The organism is Dactylosporangium maewongense (assembly GCF_039531485.1).
Lineage (GTDB): Bacteria > Actinomycetota > Actinomycetes > Mycobacteriales > Micromonosporaceae > Dactylosporangium > Dactylosporangium maewongense.
Window position 1 is genome coordinate 389646 of the sequence record NZ_BAAAQD010000008.1, and the last position, 19609, is coordinate 409254.

Genomic DNA, 19609 nt, shown 5'->3' on the forward strand with positions numbered 1-19609 from the left:
AGCGGACATGTCCGGGGGCCGCTCCTGTGCCTGCTCCGGCGCCTGCTCCCGTGCTTGCTCCGGTGCCTGCTCCTGTGCCTGCTCTAGTGCTTGCTCCGGGGCCTCTAGTGCCTGCTCCGGGGCCGCTCAGGGCCGGCTCAGGGCCGCTCGGGGCCGCTCGGGGCCGCTCAAGGGCCGCTCAGGCTTCGACGGCCTCTGCGGCCTCGACCTCGCGTTGGATGTCGCGTTTGATCTGGCGGATCACCCCGGTGCGGCCCGCGCCCGCGTCGGCGATGGCGGTCCGCGTGGTGGCGGTCAGCGGCTCCGGCAGCGAGGCCGGGTCGTGCCAGGCCAGGCGGCTGATCCGGCCCGGGGCGTTCAGGGCCGGCCCGCCGCCGCCGTCCAGGCGGCCGCGGAACACGTGGACGAACAGATCCGGCATCGCCTCGCCGCAGCCGTCGCCCGTCACCTCGTACAGGCCGACGAGCTCGACGATCTGGGCCTCCAGGCCGGTCTCCTCGAAGATGTCGCGGACGGCGGCGTGCACCGGGCTCTCCGCCGCACGGACCCGCCCTCCGGGCAGGCCCCACAGCTGGTGACCGCCGGCCTGCTGGCACAGCAGCACGCGGCCGGCGGCATCCTCGATGATCGCGGCGACGGCAGACGTGACTTCGTAGCTCATATTCGCACTCTAGGCGCCATAGCGGACCGTTGCGACACCTTCGCTGGTGGTGATCTTCGCCGGTCGGAGTGGCTTTCCGTCGGGCGTGGGGTGGCGAATTGGGCGAACCCAGGGCATCGCGTTTCGGCGGATCGGCGGTAGCGTGTGCACCCGTGGATGCTGCCCTTACCCCGCTGGCCGTGATCCCCAGCCCCACGCAGGGCGTCTGGGAGATCGGAACGGTGCCGCTGCGCGCCTACGCGCTGTGCATCGTGCTCGGCATCGTCGCCGCGTGCTTCATCGCCGACCGGCGGCTTCGCCACCGAGGCGCCCCGCCGTGGGTGATTCTCGACATCGCGGTGTGGGCGGTCCCCGCCGGCATCATCGGCGCCCGTCTCTATCACGTCATCACCTCGCCCGAGGCGTATTTCGGCGAGAACGGTGACCTGATCAAGGCGTTCAAGATCTGGGAGGGCGGCCTCGGCATCTGGGGCGGCATCGCGGGCGGCGCCGTCGGCGCCTACATCGCCTGCCGCCGGATGAACCTGCCCTTCGCGATGGCCGCCGACACGCTCGCCGTCGGCCTGCCCGTCGCGCAGGCGCTCGGCCGCTGGGGCAACTGGTTCAACAACGAGCTGTACGGCAAGGCGACCGACCTGCCGTGGGCGCTCAAGGTCTACACCTGGGACGCGAAGGCCGGCCACGCCCAGATGGTCAACGGCGAGCCGATGGAGCTCGGCACCTTCCACCCCACGTTCCTCTACGAGTTCCTGTGGTGCCTCGGCGTCGCCGCGGTCGTCTGGTACGTCGACAAGCGCTGGTCCCTGGGCAGAGGGCGGGCGTTCGCGCTGTACGTGGCGCTGTACTGCGCCGGCCGGTTCTGGATCGAGGCGCTGCGCATCGACGACGCCCACCACTTCCTGGGCATGCGTCTCAACAACTGGACGTCGCTCATCGTCCTCGCCGCCGCCGTCGTCTACTTCCTGCGGGTGCGCGGGCCGCAGGAGCGCGTCACGTACGACGAGAACGGCCGCATCACCCCGGTCACCGGCGAGCCTTCCGCCGCGCTCGCGCCGGCTTCGTCCGATGTCTCGGACTCGTCTGAGGGTTCGGACCCGTCGGATGCGGCTGAGTCGTCCGAGGGCCCGTCACTGGTGAAGTCGGACACATCGGACTCGTCGGATACCGTGGGTGACGAGGAGCCGGAGGCCGGCGACGCCGACGACCCGTCGGACAGCGCCTCGGAGAGCGCCTCGGACAGCTCGTCCGCCAGCACGTCCGGTAAGGGCTGAGGTACCGAGCGGATGCGCACCGCTGTCGTGGTGGGCGCCGGCATCGGCGGGATCGCCGCGGCCGGCGCGCTCGCCCGGACCGGCTGGCAGGTCACCCTCCTCGAACGCGACGACCGGCTCCGCCCAGGCCGCGGCGCGCTCGTCCTGTGGCCCAACGGGGTCCGGGCGCTGCGGGGCCTCGGCCTGGCCGGCGGCCTGGACGGCATCGCCACCCCCGTCCCGCCCGTCGGCATCCGCCGCCCGGACGGCCAGTGGCTCGTCCGTCCCGGCTCGGTCGCCGATGACGTCGAGTCGCCGCCGGTGGTCGTACACCGGGAAGACCTCCACGACGCGTTCATCGCGGGACTCGGCGAGCAGGTCGACATCCGCAGCGGCATCGAGGTGCAGCCCGCGAGGGTCCACCGCGAGCGGCCCGCCGTCGGCGACGGCCGGGTCACGTTCGAGGCCGACCTGATCGTCGCCGCGGACGGGGTGCAGAGCGCCGTCCGCCGCCGGCTGGCACCCACCACGTCGTTCGCGAGCGCGGGCGTCGCCGCCTGGCGGGCCGTCATTCCCTGGTACCGCGTCCCCGACCTGCCGCCCGGCCTCCCCGACCACGGCGAGACCCTCGACGCCGGCCACCGGTTCAGCCACGCCTCGCTCGGCGACCGCGGCTCGTCCGGCGGCTCCACCCGAGGCGGCATCTCCTGGGTCGCCACCGTCCCCGGAGCCCTGCGCCCCGAGCCGCCCGCCGGCCAGCTCGCGCTGCTGCGCCGCTGGTTCGCCGGCTGGCACGCCCCGATCCCGCAGCTGCTCGCCGCCACCGAGCCCGACGACCTCGTCCAGGAGCCCATCGGCGAGCTGACCCCGCTGCCGGAGACGTTCGGCGTCAGGGCCGGCAGCGGCGGCTACGCCCTCATCGGCGACGCCGCCCACGCCATGCCGCACCACCTCGCCCAGGGCGCCTGTCTGGCCCTGGAGGACGTCGCCACGCTGCAGGCCGTCCTCACCGCCTCGCGGGGGGCCCTCCCGCCGGCCCTGGACGAGTACAGTCGCCTGCGCCGCCCCAGGGTGACCAGGGTCCTGCAGCAGACCCGCAAGGCGTCCGCCGTCCTGCACCCCCGTGGCGGCTTCACCAGCCGCGCCGTGGGCGCCGCCCTGGGCCGCGCCAACCCCCGCACCCTGGACAAGGCCGCCGCCGCAGCCGCCGAATGGTCAGGCCCGACCTCCGCCTGACCTCGGCCAGACACCCTCCTGGCGTGGCGACTGGCGGCGCCGAGCATGCGCGTTGGTCAATGCCCCGAAGCGCCCTGCTGCGCCACGGCATTGTGCGAATTATCTCGATTCCGGCGGCCACTCCGGCCTCCGGTTGATCTTCATCCTGCCCTCGGCTCGACCTCGGCCGGACGTCCTCCTGACTTCCGTCGGGCCACCTTCCGGCGTGTCACGCGCCGCTCGGCATGTACGTTGATCAATACCCTGGAATGCCCTGTTGCGCCATGGCATTGTGTGATTTGCCCTGATTCTGGCCGCCACTCCGGCCTCCGGTTGATCTTCTCCCGACCTCGGTCTGCCTTTGGTTTGACCTGGGCCGGACGCCCTCTTGGCCTCCGTCGGGCCGCCTTCTGGCGTGTCGCGCGCCCCCCGGCACGCACGTTGGTCAATGCCCGAATATGTTCCATTTTCGCCATAGACGTTGCGCGATCCACCGCGATTTCAGTGATCGTTTTGGGGGTGGATCGCGCAGCGTCGATGTGACAAATGCCGCAAAGCTGGGCATTGATCAACGTCTGTGTCGGCGGTGGCGGACCAGCCTTGGGGTAGGTCCTGGACCTTCATCCGGCGGCGGCGCTGTGGGCGGAAGCGGGGTGGCTCCAGCTGCCGGGCCGCCGCGCACGCCGGGTGTGGTGCGGCGGCGGTGAGGGTCTCGCCGCAGTGGTGGGCCGAGCCAGGGGGCTTGGTCCGGGCTGGGGGTCGGGGTCTGGGATCAGTTGTGGGTTTCGCCGTGTTCGACGCAGGTGGCGGACCAGCCCTGGGGTAGGACCTGGACCTTCATCCGGCGGCGGCACTGTGGGCAGAAGCGGGGTGGCTCCAGCTGCCGGGCCGCCGCGCATGCCGGGTGTGGGGCGGCGGTGGTGAGAGACTCGCCGCAGCGGTCGCACCAGGTGGCGGTGTCGATGCTCGGCACGGGGGCGGTCACAGCGTTGCCGACAGGGCCTTGACCGGCATGCTCAGCTCGTCGAGCAGGGCCAGGTCCTGGTCGGCGGAGCGGCCCAGGGTCGTGAGGTAGTTGCCGACGATCACCGCGTTGACGCCGCCGAGCAGGCCGTCGCGGGTGCCGAGGTCGCCGAGGGTGATTTCGCGGCCGCCGGCGTACCGCAGCAGGGTGCGCGGCAGGGCGAGCCTGAACGCGGCGATGGCCCGCAACGCGTCCTTCGGGTCCAGGACGGGCTGGTCGCCGAGGGGGGTGCCCGGGCGGGGGTTGAGGAAGTTGAGCGGGACCTCGTGCGGGTCGAGCTCCTGCAGCTGGATCGCGAACTCGGCCCGCTGCTCCACCGTCTCGCCCAGGCCCAGGATGCCGCCGCAGCAGACCTCCATGCCGGCGTCGCGGACCATGCGCAGGGTGTCCCACCGCTCGTCCCAGGTGTGGGTGGTGACGACCTGTGGGAAATGCGACTTCGCGGTCTCGAGGTTGTGGTTGTACCGGTGGATGCCCAACTCCGCGAGCTGGTCCACCTGCTCCTGGGTCAGCATGCCCAGCGACGCGGCGATGTTGATGTCGACGGCGGCGCGGATCGCGGCGACGCCGTCGGCGAGCTGCGTCATGAGCCGCTGGTCGGGGCCGCGGACGGCGGCGACGATGCAGAACTCGGTGGCTCCGGTCGCGGCGGTCTGCTTCGCGGCCTCGACCAGCGACGGGATGTCGAGCCAGACGGCGCGGACCGGGGACGTGAACAGGCCGGACTGCGAGCAGAAGTGGCAGTCCTCGGGGCAGCCGCCGGTCTTGAGCGAGACGATGCCCTCGACCTCGACCTCCGGGCCGCACCACGTCATCCGTACCTCGTGCGCGATCGCGAGATAGTCGGGCAGCTCCTCGTCGGAGCAGCGCAGCACGGCGAGCACGCCCTCGAGGTCGAGCCCGACTCCGGTGTCCACGACAGCCTTGGCAGCATCAAGCATGCTCGTACCTTACAAAACGTTAGGGTCGGGCGGTCCGCCCGAAGGTGGTCGGCTATGTTGTGCACATCGCACAAACGGCATCGTAGAGGTTCTACAACGAGAACGGGAGGGTGCGGGAGTGCGCGACGGATCCTGGCTGTCCACGCTGGACGCTGAGGCCGCCGGTCGGCAGGCTGCCGGGCTGCGTCGGGAGCTGCGCCCGCGCGGCGCCGACGACGACGTGATCGACCTCGCCGGCAATGACTACCTCGGCCTGTCCCGGCACCCCGACGTGCTCGCCGCCGCGGCCCGGGCCCTCGCCGACTACGGGCTCGGGGCGACCGGCTCGCGGCTCGTCCGCGGCTCCACCGGCGCGCACAAGGCCCTCGAAGCGGGCCTCGCTGGGCTGCTCGGCACGCAGACCGCGCTCGTGTACTCGTCCGGGTACCTCGCCAACCTCGGCGCCATCCGCGCGCTGGTGCGGCCCGGCACGCTCGTGGTGTCGGACGCGCACAACCACGCCTCGATCGTCGACGGCTGCCGGCTCGCCTGCGCCGGAAGCGCCTCGAAGGGTGCCGCGACCGTCGTCGCGCCGCACGCCGACCCCGACGCCGTCCGGGTGCTGCTCGCCGCCTCGCCCGACCGGCCCGCCGTGGTGGTGACCGAGAGCGTGTTCTCCGTCGACGGCGACCTCGCGCCGCTCGCTGCGCTGTACACCACCTGCCAGACGCACCCCGGCGGCGCGCTGCTGCTCGTCGACGACGCGCACGCCCTCGGCGTCATCGGTCCCCGCGGTGCGGGTGGGGTCGCCGCCGCCGGCCTCTCCGGGCTGCCTGGCGTGATCGTCACCGCGACCCTGTCGAAGTCGCTCGGCGCCGCCGGCGGGGTGATCGCCGGCCCGCACCAGCTCGGCCGGCAGCTCGTCGACACCGGCCGCACGTTCATCTACGACACCGCCCTCCCGCCCGCCGTCGCCGCCGGCGCCCTTGCGGCCCTCGACCTCCTCGTCGCCGGCGACGACCTGCGGGCCGAGCTCGCCGCCCGGGCCGCGACCGCGGTCAGCCGCCTGCGCGGCGAGGGCCTGGAGGTCTCCGACCCGTCCGGCGGGGTGATCTCCGTCGGTGCGCCGAGCGCCGACGAGGCGTTCGCGTGGGCGTCCGCCTGTCGTGAGCGGGGGGTCGCGGTAGGCTGCTTCCGCCCACCGTCCACACCGGACGGTCGGTCGCGCCTTCGGCTCACCGTCAACGTCGGCGTGCCACCGGCGGCGTTCGAGCACGCGCTCGACATCGTCGTCAAGGAGCGCCCCTGACGGGCGGCGCGCGGCCGACCCCGCACGCTCCCGGCAGGCGCCGCGGCCACTGCTGAAGGGCGGCCCGTGACCTGAGCCGCCGGCGACTGAGAGGTGGTGCCGTCAGCGGCGCCGCTGAACGGCGTGCCGACCGCCGGGTCCACCGCTCTGCCGTGCTGGCCGGCCCGAGCGGCTTGCGAGGCGGCCGGTGCGTTCCCTTCGCCACGCTGACCTGAAGCGCCCTGTGTGGGCGTGCCGACCAGCCGAACCGCCCCTGAAGGGTGTGCCGGCCGAACCGCGCCACCCCCCGGCGCCCGTGAAGGACGTGCCTTGAGCGATCCGCGCATCGCCGACCACGACGTCTCGCCCGCTGAGGCCCTCCTGTCGGAGGCGCTGCGCTCCGAGGCGGTGCTGTCGGAGGACGTGACCCCGGCGGAGACCGAGCCCATCACCGGGGCCGTCGTCATCACCGGCACCGACACCGGCGTCGGCAAGACCATCGTCACCGCCGCCATCGCCGCCGCCGCGACCGCTGCGGGGCGGCGGGTCGCGGTCGTCAAGCCCGCGCAGACCGGCACCGCCGACGGCGACGAGCCCGACGCCGCGACCGTCTCGCGGCTCGCGGAGCCCGTCACGGTGCGGACGCTCGCCAGCTTCCCCGACCCACTCGCCCCGCTGGCCGCGGCCCGGGTCGCCGGCGACGACCCGCTGACGGCGGTGATGGCGCAGCTCGCCCTTCGTACGATCGTGGAAGAGCACGACGTCACCCTCATCGAAGGCGCCGGCGGGCTTCTCGTGCCGATGGGGGAGGGCGGCTGGACGATGCTCGACCTCGCCGCCGCGCTCGGCGCCACCGCCGTGGTCGTCGCCCGTCCCGGCCTCGGCACCCTCAACCACACGGCGCTCACCCTGCGGGCCCTCGCCCACCGGGACGTACCGGCGGTCGTGGTCCTCGGCACATGGCCGGCGGAGCCGGAGCTCGTCCACCGGACCAACCTGCACGACCTCGACGGCGACCTGGTCGGCGCCGTCCCGGACGGTGCGGGGTCGCTCGCCCCGGCACTGTTTCGCCGGGAGGCCGCGCACTGGCTCGCGCCGCTGCTGTACGGCCGGTTCGACCCGGTCGCGTTCCGCTCCCACAGCCGCTGACCCGACCTGCCGCTGTCCCACCCGCCCGCTTCGGTGGCCCGGTGGCCGTTGCGGAGCATCGGCGTTTCGGGGGACCGCGGCGATCGATGTTAAGGGGTACGGTCACGCCATGACCGAGATCGACCCCGGTGCCGGTGGCGCCGCCGAGTCCGGACCTGACTCCGGACCTGACCGGGAGCGCCGCGCCCGCGCCAGGAAGCGGCTCGACGACGCGGGCGCCAAGGTCACCGCCGAGGCCCGTACCGAGTCCCGTGAGCAGGTCCGTGACCTCATGGGCTGGTCATGAGCGGCCCCGTCGGGCTGGTGCTCGACCCTGCGGCGGTGCTCGCGTTCACGCAGGGCGACCTGGGCGTCGCCGACCTGGTCAGCCTCGTCCTCGCCGACGGCGGCACGGTCGTGGTGCCTGCGGTGTCGCTGGCCGAGACGCGCAGTGAGCTCGCGTACGCCGAGGAGCTCGCCCGCCTCGACACCCTCCTCAGCACGGCCACGGTCGCCCCGCTCGACGGCGGCGACGCGGTCGGCCTCGGACGGCTCGCGTCCCGGCTCAACGGCAGCCTCGGCCTCGCCCACGCCGTCGCCGAGGCCCACCGCCACGAGGCCCGCCTGCTCACCTCCCACGGCCCCACGGTCCGCCGTACCATCGGCGAGCTCGACGGCATCGTCGACCTCTGACCTGCGGTTCCGAACGGTTCGTGACGGGAAGCGACAGTCTGGATTCGCTCCGCATCCATGATTTGGTGGGCAGTGTTACGGTCGACGAAGAAGGCCCGCCGGTCACCGGACCCGAGCCTGTGCCTGACAGCAGGCGCCGCCAGCGAGCAGCCCAGCCACGGACTCAGGTGACCCCCCGATCGATGTGACGCCTGCCCGCGCGACGCACGTTGTGCGCGAGCGCGACGCCCGCACGCGCTGTGCGCGACGGTCGCCTGCGTGACGCCCGCGCGTTGTGCGCTGCGGGGAGTTGCGCACTGCGGGGAGTCGCGCACTGCGGGGAGGCCGGCGAGGAAGGTCTTGGAGCGGACGGTCGCTTGGCCGGGCACGGACGGATGGGGCAGCTGCCGTCCATCGCCCCGGTGAACTGCTGCCACAGCGACGTGAGTCGCGCGCTGCGGGAGCCGCGCTGCGGGAGCCGCGCTGCGGGAGCCGCGCTGCGGGAGCCGCGCTGCGGGAGCCGCGCTGCGGGAGCCGCGCTGCGGGAGCCGCGCTGCGGGGAGCCCGGACCGAGCAGGTACACGAGAGGGCGGCCAGCCGCGCTACGGGGAGTCGCGCGCTACGGGGACAGGCGGCTTGCTGTTGCGAGGACGCTGGCGGGCAGGGTGAGGCGGAACGAGGTCTCGTCCAGGCGGACCTCGCCGCCGCAGAGGCTGGCGACGGCGCTCGCCACGCGCAGGTCGGTGGGCTTCTGCGGGTCGCTGGGGCGGGGGTGCGGCGCGGTCAGCTCGCCGTGGGCGACGATCTTCGCGTCGATGGCCGGCACGGGGTCCGCGCGCAGGGCGATCTCGATGTGGGCGCGGCTCGGTGCGGTTGTCGCGAGCCACAGGACGAGCTGGCCGACGAGGTGCCGGCAGACGAGGTCGTCGACCGCGACCGGGACCGTGGCGGGCGCGTCCGCGTGGATGCTCACCGCTGCCGCGACCGCCACGCGGCGGGCCAGGTCGACGGCGTCGCGCAGCACCGCGACCAGGTCGGTGGCGCCGGCGCGGTGGGTGCCCGTGGGGTCTTCGTCGACGGCGGCCAGGGGGAGGATGACGCCGTCGACGTAGCGCTGGAGGCGGACCGCGTTGCGGTCGATGGCGTCGAGGCAGGCGACGCCCTCGCGCAGGGCTTCCGCGGCGGGGGCGCCGGCGAGGTCGTCGCGCAGCAGCCGGGTGTACGCGAGGATCGACGTCAACGGGGTGTGCAGCTCGTGTCGCAGTCGCGCCGCGGGATCGTCGCCGGTGGAGAACACGCGCGTTCCTTTCGTCGTGCTCGGATGCCCGCGGGGCCCGAGACATCGACGCTAACCGGCGTCCGAGCTGCCGGCTCTCCGACAGGCGAGCAGGTCACCCGAACGGGACAGCCGTGCGAGCGGCGGCCCGCGAGGCGGCGTCCACCGAAACGCCGCGCTGGCGGACCGGCCGCGAGGCGCCGCGACGGTGGACCGGCCGGCGGCGCCGAAGATCCGTGCCGGGCAGGCCGGGCCCGTGGGGAGCAGGGGTGCGGGTGGTCAGCCGATCGGGAGCAGGTGGGAGGTCCTGCGGGCCGGGGGCTGCTGGGTCGCGCCGGGCAGCAGGTCGGGGCGCAGCGCGGCGCGCAGGGTCGTCTGGACCGTCGACGGGTCGGTGCCGGCGTCGACGATCGTGAACCGGGGAGCTTCCGGCAGCGCCCGGTACGCCTCGTCGCAGGCCGTCAGGTAGTCCAGCTCCTCGTGGTCCTTGCCCCGCGCCTCGACCCGGGCCTGGGCCACAGGCGGCGGCACCGCCAGGTAGAAGACCAGGTCGGGCTGCGGCAGGAGGCGGAAGAGCAGCCGCGCGGGCCAGAGCCTGCCCTTGCGGACGGTGATGCTGGTGTACTGGCAGTAGGTGTACCTGTCCATGACGGCCACCGTGCCGGTCAGCCGGGACACCAGGAGCGCCCTCGTGATGACCAGGCCGCGCAGCAGCGTCTCCACCAGCAGGAAGAGCCGCACGCCGAGCAGGTCTTCGGCGTCGCGGCGGCCGAGGCGCTGGGCGAGCCGGCCGAAGAAGACCCGTCCGGCGGCGTTGCGGTGGTAGCGGGCGGGGGTGCCGCTCGCGTCGAGCCAGTCGGCGAGCCACCGGGCCTGGGTGGATTTGCCGGCGCCGTCGATACCAATCAGTGCCACTGTACGGATCACCTTCCCTACGGTAAGCCGTCGCGAGTGAAGCGCCAGTGAACCGCGCGAAGACGACCGATCAGAGAAGGGAAGGGAAGGGAAGGCGGAGCAAGGATCAGGGCAGGACGACGACGCTGGTGCCGGCGGGGACCGCGTCGAGCAGGGCCTGCTGCGCGGCCGGCGGCATCCGGACGCAGCCGTTGGAGCGCCGGAAGCCGAACTCGTTGCGGTACCAGGCGTGGATGCCGGTGTGCGCGTCCGCCAGGCCCTCCGCGACGGCGCCCTTGTCGTCCGGGACGGCGCCGAGGGCGAGGACGTCGAGCCCCGCGTACACCTTGCTCGGCAGCGACGAGCGCCCCAGGACGAACGTGCGCCCCAGCGGCGTCGGGGTCTCGGGCGCGCCGATGGTAACGGTCCATGTCTGCTGGACGGCGCCGTCGCGGACCCAGGTGAGCGTGAACGCGCCGCGCCGCACGATGAGCTGGTCGTGCAGCGGCACCCTGTTCCAGCCGCCCTCGGGGAGCCAGCCGATGCTGCGGTTGAGCGACGGCAGCAGCACCGCGACCCAGCCGGACCGCCGGGCGACGATCGGCATGACCAGCGGCACGCCGCTGATGTCGGGGGTCAGGTAGGCGCGGGCGGTGCCGCCGGGCGCGTCGTAGGCGGCGAGCTTCGCCGTCGGGTGCGCCGCCTCGGTCAGCGGGACCGTCGAGGACTGGTCGGGGTCGGCAGGGAACCCGGTCGCGGCCTTCGTGTAGGTGATCGTGGGGATGCCGGCGGGGGCGGGCGCCGCAGAGGCGGGCGCGGCCGCCTGTACGGACGGCGATGCGGAGGCTGGTGCCTGCGACGACGCCGAAGGGGCGGCGGACTGAGCCGGTTTCGACGGCGAGGAGCCGCAGCCGGTGAGGCAGATCGTGAGCGCGGTCAGGGCGGCGGCGCGGCGCACGAGCATCCGTCCAAGATAGCGGAGCCGTCACGAGAGGTCTGTCGGCCGGTCAGAGGAGCATCGGTCGAGCAGGTCGAGCGCGACGGGCAGGTCGTCGGCGCCGATCATGCCGAACCCCACGACGAGCCCGTCCACCGGCGCGGGCTCCAGGAAGAAGCCGGCGAGCCGCTCGACCGCCACGTCCGCGGACCGCAGCCGCGCGACGACCCGCGGCACGTCGACGTGCGGGGCGGCGAGGAGCGTCACGTGCAGGCCCGCCGACGACGGCACGAGCGTGAACCGGTCGGCGAGCACCCCGCGCGCCGCGGCGGTCACGAGGTCGTGGCGGGTGGCGTACACCCGCGTCACCGACCGCACGTGCCGCCGCAGCTGCCCGTCGTCGATGAACGAGGCGAGCGCGGCCTGCGCGGCGGGCTCGGCGTGCCAGTCGGTGAGGCGCTTCGCCGCGACGAGCGCGGGCCGCAGCGACGCGGGTGCGACCAGGAACCCGAGGCGCAGCGCGGGCAGGAGCGTCTTGGCGAACGAGCCGACGTAGACGACCCTGCCCGCCCGGTCGAGGCTCTGCAGCGGCTCCAGCACCGCGAAAGGGGGACGGTCGGAGTAACGGAACTCGCTGTCGTAGTCGTCCTCGACGATCGCCGCGCCGTGCCGTTCGGCCCAGCCGAGCAGCGCCGACCGCCGCTGCATCGTCATCGGGACGCCGAGCGGGTACTGGTGGGAGGGTGTGACGTACACCAGCCGCGCCGACCTCGGGAGCGCGTCGACGACCAGGCCCGACCCGTCGACGGGGACGGGCACGACGCGGGCGCCGAGCGACTCGAAGGCCTCGCGCGCGGGTGGGTAGCCGGGCTCCTCGACGGCGACGACCGTGCCCGGCTCGATCAGGACCCGTCCGACGAGGTCGAGGCCCTGCTGGGCGCCGTTGGTGACGAGCACGTCCTCCGGCGACGCGCGCACCGACCGGGACAGCCCCACCGACCGCGCGATCGCGGCCCGCAGCGCGGGCAGGCCGGCCGGCTCGCCGTAGACGGGGGACGCGCTGAGCGACCGGGTCAGCAGGCGCCGCCACGTGGCGAGGGGGAACAGGGCCCCGTCCGGGTGGCCGGCCCGCAGGTCGTACCGCGCCGGAGCGACGGAAGGCCGCTCGGGGAAGGTGAAGCGCGGCGACGGGCGGAGCGCGCCGACCGGGGCGCGGCGCGACCCGGACGCCGGAGGCGGCATCGCCACGAACGTGCCCGCCCCCGCCCGCCCCTCCAGGAACCCGTCGCCGACGAGGCGGTCGTAGGCGGCGGCGACCGTGTTGCGCGACACCGCGAGGTCCCGCGCCAGCTCCCGGCTCGGCGGGACCCGCTCGCCGGCCCGCAGCCGCCCGTCGAGGATCGCGTCGCGGACCTGCCGGTAGATGCGGGTCGCCTGGTCACCCCGGCCGCCGAGCGTGATGTGCAGATCCAACTTGGCCCACTCCAGGTAGGAGGATATTGGTACTTCTACCGGGCCAAACCCGGGCCTAGCGTCGATCGTATGCTCACCGTCAAGCAAGGCGCGGCCCTGTCCGTCGGCGCCGTCCTCGGCACCGGCGTGATCGCCCTGCCCGCCCTCGGCGCCCAGGTCGCCGGCCCCGCCTCGCTCGTCGCGTGGCTCGCCCTCGTCGTGCTGTCCGCGCCCCTGGCCGCCACGTTCGCCGCGCTCGGCGCCAGGTATCCGGATGCGGGTGGCGTCTCCACGTACGTCGGCGCGGCGTTCGGCCCGCGTGCCGCCGCCGTCGTCGGGTGGATCTTCTACGCCGCCGTCCCCGTCGGGTTCCTGCCCGCCGCGGGCTTCGGCGCCGCCTACGTCACCGCGGTCGTCGGCGGCGGCCACCGTACGACGCTGCTCACGGCCGGAGCCCTCATCGTCGTCGTCGCCGGGCTGAACTTCGGCGGCGTGAAGGTGTCCGGCAAGGCGCAGCTGTGGCTCGCCGGCATCCTCGCCGCGCTGCTGCTGCTCGCCGTCGGCACCGCGCTGCCGCACGCCGACCTGGCCAACCTGCGGCCCTTCGCCCCGCACGGCTGGCTCGCGATCGGGCCCGCGATGGCCGTGCTCGTCTGGGGGTTCGCCGGCTGGGAGGCGCTCACGTCGCTCGCCGCCGACTACCGCCACCCGCGCCGCGACGTGCCCCGCGCCACCTGGATCGCCGTCGCCGTCGTCGGCGTGCTCTACCTGCTCGTCGCCGCCACCAGCCAGCTGGTCCTCGGCCCGCGCGCCGGCACCGTGGCCGCGCCCCTCGCCGAGCTGCTCACCATCGGCCTCGGCCGCGACGTGAAGATCCTCACCGCGGTCGTCGCGCTGCTGCTCACCGCCGGTGCCGTCAACGCCTACTTCGCGGGCGCCGCCAAGCTCGGCGCCGCCCTCGGCCGTGACGGGGCGATGCCCGCGTGGCTCGCCAAGGGCGCGGGCGCGGGGGAGGTGCCCCGCCGGTCACTGGCCGTGGTCGCCGGGCTCGCGGGCGCGTGCCTCGCCGTCGCGGGGCCGCTGGGCGTCGGGGCGAAGCCGCTGCTGCTGGCCACGACCGCGTCGTTCGTCGTCGTGTACGTCCTGGGGACGGCGGCCGCGGTGAAGCTGCTGCCGGTCGGGAGCTGGTCCCGACGCGTCGCGGTCGTGGCGCTGCTGTGTGTGGTCGGGCTGCTCGCCCTCACCACATGGTATGTGCTGTGGCCGGGCGCGGTGGCGATGGTCGCTCTTGGTTATTTCGCCGCCACTGTACGGCGTCAGCGCAGGTCGGGCTCGATGATGTGCATGGCGGCCTCCTCGGCCGACGCCGCGCCGCCGTCGATGCCCACGTCGGAGCCGATCTCGTCCTTCTCCTCGTCCTCGCCCCAGCCCTCGTCGGGGGCGACGAGCCGCCCGGCCCGCCGGTCGCCGACCTCGCCCGCGTCGAAGAACTCGCCGGACTCGGTCGTCGTGCCGTAGTCGTCGAGGTCGGGCCGGGCCACCGGGTCCGGCTCCTCCTGCCGCAGGCGGCGGTCCCAGGACTCGCCCCGTTGCGCCTCGGCCTGGGTGACCCCGAACGCGTTCAACCCGAGCGGCTTCTCCGGCGGCGAATACCCCTCGTCGAGGGCGTCGTCCAGGCCGCGGTCCGACAGGGTGTCCTGGGCCGACAGCTGGCCTTCCTCGTCCGGTGCCGGGTCCCAGCTCGCGGTTTCAGAGCTCATGATCACGTCTCCTCGGTCGCAGGTGGCGTGGCGCTGCCGTGTTGCATACCCGGCAGCGCCACATTCGACCCTAAATCACCGGATCGTGCCCTGCCTGCTGACCGGACTGATGAGTGGCCCGGTGGCTCCGGATCAGCTCCGCGTACCGGTGGCCGCTCGCCTTGATCGTGCGCTGCTGCGTGTCGTAGTCGACCCGGACGAGCCCGAAGCGCTTGTCGTAGCCGTACGCCCACTCGAAGTTGTCCAGCAGCGACCAGGCGAAGTAGCCGTCGACCGGCGCGCCCCGGACGACCGCGTTGCGGACCGCGTCCAGGTGCTGCTCCAGGTAGTCGACGCGCTCCTTGTCCTGGATGTCGCCGTTCGGCTCGACCGTGTCCGCCCACGCGGAGCCGTTCTCCGTCACGAGGATGCTGCGCGGCCGGTACGTCTCGGCGACCCGCACCAGGATGTCCTCCAGGCCCTTCGCGTAGACCTCCCACGGCATCGCCGTCTCGATCGAGCCCGGCACCGGGATCTGCGCGACGTTCGGCGCGTGGGAGCCCGGGTCGTCGACGATGACCTGGCGGAAGTAGTAGTTGATGCCGAGGAACTCCGTCGGCGCCGCGATCAGCTCCAGGTCGCCGTCGCGGACCGGCACCTCCACCCGGTACGTGTCGAGCATGTCCGCGGGGTAGCCGAGGCCGTGCAGCGGGTCCAGCCACCAGCGGTTGATGTGCCCGTCGGCGCGCCGCGCCGCCGCCACGTCCTCCGGCCGGTCGCTGCCGGGCTCCGTCGGGCTCAGGTTCAGCACGATCCCGACCGCCGGCGGCAGCTGCGCCGACGCGCGGATCGCCTGGTTGACCAGGCCGTGGCCGAGCAGCACGTGGTGCGACGCGCGGACCGCCCGGGTCAGGTCCCGCTCGCCCGGCGCCATCCGGCCCTCGAGATGCCCGATCCAGCAGACGCACAGCGGCTCGTTGACCGTGTTCCAGTCCGCGACCCGGTCGCCGAGCCGGCCCGCGACGACCGCCGCGTAGTCCGCGAACGCCTCCGCCGTCGCCCGCTCCGGCCAGCCGCCCCGGTCCTGCAGCGCCTGCGGCAGGTCCCAGTGGTACAGGGTCGCGAACGGCCGGATGCCCGCCTCGAGCAGCCCGTCGACGAGCCGGTCGTAGAAGTCCAGGCCGGCCTCGTTCACCGCGCCCGTCCCGGCCGGGATGACCCGCGGCCACGCCACCGAGAAGCGGTACGCCGCCAGGTCCAGCCGGCGCATCAGCGCGATGTCCTCCGGCCAGCGGTGGTAGTGGTCGCATGCCACGTCGCCGGTGTCGCCGTTGTCGACGTTGCCCGGCGCATGGCTGAAGGTGTCCCAGATGGACGGTCCACGGCCGTCTTCGGTGACGGCGCCCTCGATCTGGTACGCCGCGGTCGCGGACCCCCAGATGAAGTTCGGTGGGAGGTTGGACAGATCCAGCACGGGACGGTTCTCCTCTTGGTGGTTGAGGACGGGGGCTGCTTGCGCGTTGCTCGGCCGCGCCGGCGGCTCGCGTGACCGTGCCGCCGGCGCGGTGCCCTACTTGACCGCGCCGGCGGTGAGGCCGGCCACGAAGTACCGTTGCAGCGCCAGGAACCCGGCGACGACCGGGACGCTGACGACCAGGGACGCGGCCATCACCTGGTTCCAGTAGACCTGGAACTGGGTGGAGTAGGCCTGCAGGCCGACGGCGAGGGTCCGGCTGTCCTGGTCCGTCATGATCGAGGCGAACAGCACCTCGCCCCACGCCGTCATGAACGCGTAGACGGTCACCGCGACGATCCCCGGCACCGCGGTCGGCAGGATGACGGTGAACAGGGTGCGCATCGACCCGGCGCCGTCGACCTGCGCCGCCTCGTCGAGGCCGCGGGGGATCGAGTCGAAGTAGCCGGCCAGCATCCAGATCGAGAACGGCAGCGAGAACGTCAGGTACGTGATGACCAGGCCCAGGCGGGTCTGGTACAGGTCGACGCCGCCGGCCGTGCCGAGGTTCACGTAGATGAGGAACAGCGGTAGCAGGAACAGGATGCCGGGGAACATCTGCGTCGACAGGACCGCGACGGAGAACACGCTCCGGCCGCGGAAGCGGTACCGGCTGATCGCGAACGCCGCGAAGACCGCGATCACCACCGAGAACACCGCCGCGACCGACGCCACGATCACGCTGTTGAGCAGGTAGTTGCCGAGCGGGACGGTGCTCCACATGTCGACGAACGCCTGGAACGTCAGCGTCGAGGGGAACCAGGTGAAGTAGTCCTGCACGTCCTGCAGCGGCTTCAACGCCGAGCTCACCATCACGTACAGCGGCGTCAGCACGAACGCGGCCAGGAAGGTCAGCACGATCCAGCGGGCGATCCGCTCGCCCCGGCCCTCACGCATGGATCCTCCTGCGGTTCGTGATCAACAGGTAGACGGCCGTGACCAGCAGCAGGAACAGCAGCAGCGCCACCGACATCGCCGAGCCCGTGCCGAAGTCCCAGGTGCTGAACGAGCTGTTGTAGATGTGGATCGAGATGAGATCCGCCTCCGGCGGCGCGGAGCCGCCGAACAGCACGTACGGGGTGTTGAAGTCGTTGAACGTCCACAGGAACAGCACCAGCAGCAGCACCTGGTTGATCGGCCGCAGCGACGGCAGCGTCACCGAGGTGATCCGCCGCCAGAACCCGGCGCCGTCGATCGCGGCCGCCTCGTACATCTCCGTCGGCACGTTCTGCAGGCCGGCGGTGATGCACAGCAGCGCGAACGGCCACGTCCGCCACACCGACACCACCAGCAGCGCCCAGAAGCTGTTCTCGCCGATGAGCCAGAACGGCCGCTCCCCGTCGACGAGCCCGAGCTGGTCGACGAGCACGTGGTTGACCAGGCCCGTGTCCCGCTGGAACAGGAACCCCCAGGTGATGACGGCGGCGTAGACCGGCAGCGCGTACGGGGTGAGGAACAGCGTGCGCAGCAGCGCCCGGCCACGGAACGGCCGCTGCAGGAACACCGCCGCCGACAGGCCGAACAGCCACGAGATCGCCACCGACAGTGTCGTGTACAGCACGGTGATGCCGAACGAGTGCAGCAGCGCCTTGCCGGTCTCGCTGTTGACGTCGAGGGTCGCGCTGTAGTTGCCGAACCCGACGAACGGCGCCGTCGACCAGTCCTGGATGTGGAACTGGGTCAGCTCCAGCAGGCTCATCCACACGCCGACGAGCATCGGCACGACGTGGATCGCGATCTCCAGGAACGCGGCCGGCAGGACCAGCATGTACGGCAGGTACTTGGACCGCAGCCGGCGCCGCCTGCGCTGCGCGGGTGAGCTCGGCCTGCGCGGCGCGGCGTTCGGGGCCGAGCCGCGGTGCTGCCGGACGTCCGGCGCGGCGTGCATGGGCCGGCGGACGGGGACGGGGACGGTCGCCGACCCCCGGGCCGACCGTGGCGCGGTCATGCCTTCATCCGTTGCTCGACGGCCTTCAGCTTCGCCCGGATGGCGGCCTCGGTGATCGGTTTGTTGTTCGCCGCGTTGGCGAACTGCTCCTTCATCACCGCGCCGACGAGGGTCTCGAACTGGCTCTCCGTCGTCACCTGCGGCAGCGGCGACGCCGTCGAGGCGAGCACCTCGGCGAGGATCTTCTGCTCCGGTGCCTGGAACGCCGGGTTCGTGAGCGCGCCCTTGACCGACGGCAGCGACCCGTACACCTTGTTGAGGGCGACCTGCTCGTCGTCGCTGGTCATGAACTTCACGAACTCCATCGCGCCCTCCAGGTTCCTGCTGTGCCGGAACACCGCGATGTTGATCCCGGCGACCATGCTGTTGACCTTCCGGCCGCCGGCGGGCGGGTTCGCCGGGAACGGCACGTGCGCGATGCCGTACTCCTCGGGGCGCATGCCCTGCGCCTGGAACGCGGAGCCGGCCGCCTGCCACAGCAGCATCGCCGCCTTGCGGTTGGCGAAGTCGGACAGCGACTCGTTCTTCGCGTACTCGGCGTTGCTCGGGTTGACGATCTTGTCGACGGCCATGAGGTCGATGTACCGCTTGATCGCCTTGACGTTCTGGTCCGTGTCGAACGTCGGCTTGCCGCTCAGGTCGAACCACTCGCCGCCGTACTGCTGGCTGAACGTGAACGCATGGTGCGCGTTCTCCGACAGGTTCGCGCCCTCGATCGCCAGGCCCCACTGTTTGCCGTTGGTGAGGCGCTTGCCGACCTCGACGAGCTCCTCCCACGTCGCCGGGGGCTTGCTGATGCCCGCGTCGGCGAACATCTGCTTGTTGTAGTAGAGCGCGTACGACAGCGAGTACAGCGGGACCGCCGCCGGTGCCTTGCCCGGCGCGCCCGCCGAGGCGAGGGCCGCCGGCACGAACCGGTCCCGGCCGCCGATCCGGTCGAACGCCGCCGCGTCGAACGAGATCAGCGCGTTCGTCGCCTGCAGCGACGCCGACCACGTGTTGCCGATGTTGACCACGTCCGGGCCGCGCCCCGACGTCGCCGCCGCCAGCAGCCGGTTGAGCAGGTCCGACCACGGCACGACCTCGACCTTGACGTGGATGCCGGTCTGCTGTTCGAAGCGCTCCAGGACGGGGGCCAGGGTCTGCTTGTCGAACTCGAGGCTGCTGCCCTGGTTGCTCGCCCAGTAGGTCAGGGTCTTGGCGTCCGCCACGGGGTTGCCGCACGCGGCGAGCGAACCGGTCAGGAGGGCGGCCGCCATCAGTAACGCGAGCCTTCGTCTCGGCACGTGTCTGCCCTTTCGATGGGTGCCGACCGGCGTGCCGAAGCGACCGCAGGGGTTGGGGCTGCGGCGTGACGGTCGCACGCTCGACAGGGGGTGAAGGTGGTGCTGGTCCCAGCCGAACGGGGTGTTGCCGCGACCAGTTGGTTTCTGTCGGGACTTAAATAATGTCGTCATTAAAGTGGTGCGTCACCTGGACGTCAAGGTCGGGAGGCGGTTCCGGCCGTCCGTAGAATCGGACAAAACAGGATTGTTTACGTCGCGATCGAAGTATGTCTTGACGCCGGTGCAACCTCGGCGTAACACTCGTGGTTCTGAGAGAGCGCTCTCTCATGTGTGGCTCCCGACATGAAAATGTCGACGACCGTCGACGCACCGCCTTGCCTCGACAGGTCACCGCCCACGGTTCCGT

Annotated in this window: 18 protein-coding genes and 2 pseudogenes; 7 read left to right on the forward strand and 13 right to left on the reverse strand. The window is 72.7% G+C overall.

Going from position 1 to position 19609, the window contains the following annotated elements:
- Positions 1 to 178 precede the first annotated feature (178 nt).
- Positions 179 to 661 (reverse strand): NUDIX hydrolase, encoded by a 483-nt coding sequence (locus tag ABD332_RS22480; RefSeq protein WP_344503973.1) that lies wholly within the window; start codon positions 659 to 661, stop codon positions 179 to 181.
- A 152-nt stretch (positions 662 to 813) separates the two neighbouring features.
- Here ABD332_RS22480 and lgt point away from each other — a divergent pair, with 152 nt between their 5' ends.
- Positions 814 to 1932 (forward strand): prolipoprotein diacylglyceryl transferase, encoded by a 1119-nt coding sequence (gene lgt / locus ABD332_RS22485; protein ID WP_344503974.1) that lies wholly within the window; start codon positions 814 to 816, stop codon positions 1930 to 1932.
- A 12-nt stretch (positions 1933 to 1944) separates the two neighbouring features.
- Complete coding sequence (locus ABD332_RS22490) at positions 1945 to 3147, forward strand: FAD-dependent oxidoreductase (RefSeq protein ID WP_344503975.1); 1203 nt, start codon at positions 1945 to 1947, stop codon at positions 3145 to 3147.
- Positions 3148 to 3627: 480 nt separating this feature from the next.
- On the opposite strand, the pseudogene bsaP (ABD332_RS60460) reads toward ABD332_RS22490, so the two are convergent.
- The 3 genes and pseudogenes from bsaP (ABD332_RS60460) to bioB form a co-directional block, all read right to left on the reverse strand.
- A pseudogene (gene bsaP, locus ABD332_RS60460) lies at positions 3628 to 3840 on the reverse strand (biotin synthase auxiliary protein BsaP); the annotation flags it as partial.
- 58 nt (positions 3841 to 3898) lie between these two features.
- A complete protein-coding gene (bsaP, locus tag ABD332_RS22500; RefSeq protein WP_344503976.1) occupies positions 3899 to 4111 on the reverse strand; it encodes a biotin synthase auxiliary protein BsaP in 213 nt (70 codons plus the stop codon).
- The gene (gene bioB / locus ABD332_RS22505; RefSeq protein ID WP_344503977.1) at positions 4108 to 5091 is read right to left on the reverse strand and encodes a biotin synthase BioB; all 984 of its coding nucleotides are present in this window, start codon (positions 5089 to 5091) and stop codon (positions 4108 to 4110) included. The genes bsaP (ABD332_RS22500) and bioB overlap by 4 nt, the downstream gene beginning before the upstream one ends.
- A 118-nt stretch (positions 5092 to 5209) precedes the next feature.
- Between bioB and ABD332_RS22510 the strand changes: the two genes are divergently transcribed.
- The 4 genes from ABD332_RS22510 to ABD332_RS22525 all read left to right on the forward strand — a co-directional run bounded on the left by ABD332_RS22510 (position 5210) and on the right by ABD332_RS22525 (position 8179).
- Positions 5210 to 6379: an 8-amino-7-oxononanoate synthase gene (locus ABD332_RS22510; protein WP_344503978.1), complete on the forward strand. Its 1170-nt coding sequence runs from the start codon at positions 5210 to 5212 to the stop codon at positions 6377 to 6379.
- 402 nt (positions 6380 to 6781) lie between these two features.
- On the forward strand, positions 6782 to 7507 hold the full coding sequence (bioD, locus tag ABD332_RS22515; RefSeq protein WP_344504039.1) for a dethiobiotin synthase: 726 nt from the start codon (positions 6782 to 6784) through the stop codon (positions 7505 to 7507).
- A gap of 109 nt (positions 7508 to 7616) precedes the next feature.
- Entirely contained in the window at positions 7617 to 7793 is a 177-nt protein-coding gene (locus ABD332_RS22520) for a hypothetical protein (RefSeq protein ID WP_344503979.1), read from the forward strand.
- Complete coding sequence (locus ABD332_RS22525; RefSeq protein ID WP_344503980.1) at positions 7790 to 8179, forward strand: PIN domain-containing protein; 390 nt, start codon at positions 7790 to 7792, stop codon at positions 8177 to 8179. Before ABD332_RS22520 ends, ABD332_RS22525 begins: the two co-directional genes overlap by 4 nt.
- Positions 8180 to 8777: 598 nt before the next feature.
- On the opposite strand, the gene ABD332_RS22530 is transcribed toward ABD332_RS22525, so the two are convergent.
- The 4 genes from ABD332_RS22530 to pdxR all read right to left on the reverse strand — a co-directional run bounded on the left by ABD332_RS22530 (position 8778) and on the right by pdxR (position 12738).
- Positions 8778 to 9455, reverse strand: coding sequence for a histidine kinase dimerization/phospho-acceptor domain-containing protein (locus ABD332_RS22530; protein ID WP_344503981.1), 678 nt, complete (start codon positions 9453 to 9455; stop codon positions 8778 to 8780).
- A 258-nt stretch (positions 9456 to 9713) separates the two neighbouring features.
- The gene (locus ABD332_RS22535) at positions 9714 to 10361 is read right to left on the reverse strand and encodes a dTMP kinase (RefSeq protein ID WP_344503982.1); all 648 of its coding nucleotides are present in this window, start codon (positions 10359 to 10361) and stop codon (positions 9714 to 9716) included.
- A 94-nt stretch (positions 10362 to 10455) separates the two neighbouring features.
- Complete coding sequence (locus tag ABD332_RS22540) at positions 10456 to 11292, reverse strand: L,D-transpeptidase (protein ID WP_344503983.1); 837 nt, start codon at positions 11290 to 11292, stop codon at positions 10456 to 10458.
- Between the two features lie 21 nt (positions 11293 to 11313).
- Complete coding sequence (gene pdxR, locus ABD332_RS22545) at positions 11314 to 12738, reverse strand: MocR-like pyridoxine biosynthesis transcription factor PdxR (RefSeq protein ID WP_344503984.1); 1425 nt, start codon at positions 12736 to 12738, stop codon at positions 11314 to 11316.
- Between the two features lie 69 nt (positions 12739 to 12807).
- Here pdxR and ABD332_RS22550 point away from each other — a divergent pair.
- Positions 12808 to 14088: pseudogene (locus ABD332_RS22550) on the forward strand (APC family permease); the annotation flags it as partial.
- On the opposite strand, the gene ABD332_RS22555 reads toward ABD332_RS22550, so the two are convergent.
- The 5 genes from ABD332_RS22555 to ABD332_RS22575 form a co-directional block, all read right to left on the reverse strand.
- Entirely contained in the window at positions 14034 to 14477 is a 444-nt protein-coding gene (locus ABD332_RS22555; protein WP_344503985.1) for a DUF5709 domain-containing protein, read from the reverse strand. The pseudogene ABD332_RS22550 and the gene ABD332_RS22555 sit on opposite strands and share 55 nt — an antisense overlap.
- 70 nt (positions 14478 to 14547) lie before the next feature.
- A complete protein-coding gene (locus ABD332_RS22560; protein ID WP_344503986.1) occupies positions 14548 to 15930 on the reverse strand; it encodes a GH1 family beta-glucosidase in 1383 nt (460 codons plus the stop codon).
- Between the two features lie 96 nt (positions 15931 to 16026).
- Positions 16027 to 16866: a carbohydrate ABC transporter permease gene (locus ABD332_RS22565; protein ID WP_344503987.1), complete on the reverse strand. Its 840-nt coding sequence runs from the start codon at positions 16864 to 16866 to the stop codon at positions 16027 to 16029.
- The gene (locus ABD332_RS22570; protein WP_344503988.1) at positions 16859 to 17917 is read right to left on the reverse strand and encodes a carbohydrate ABC transporter permease; all 1059 of its coding nucleotides are present in this window, start codon (positions 17915 to 17917) and stop codon (positions 16859 to 16861) included. The genes ABD332_RS22565 and ABD332_RS22570 overlap by 8 nt, the downstream gene beginning before the upstream one ends.
- The gene (locus tag ABD332_RS22575) at positions 17914 to 19203 is read right to left on the reverse strand and encodes an ABC transporter substrate-binding protein (RefSeq protein ID WP_344503989.1); all 1290 of its coding nucleotides are present in this window, start codon (positions 19201 to 19203) and stop codon (positions 17914 to 17916) included. Before ABD332_RS22575 ends, ABD332_RS22570 begins: the two co-directional genes overlap by 4 nt.
- Between the last annotated feature and the right edge of the window lie 406 nt (positions 19204 to 19609).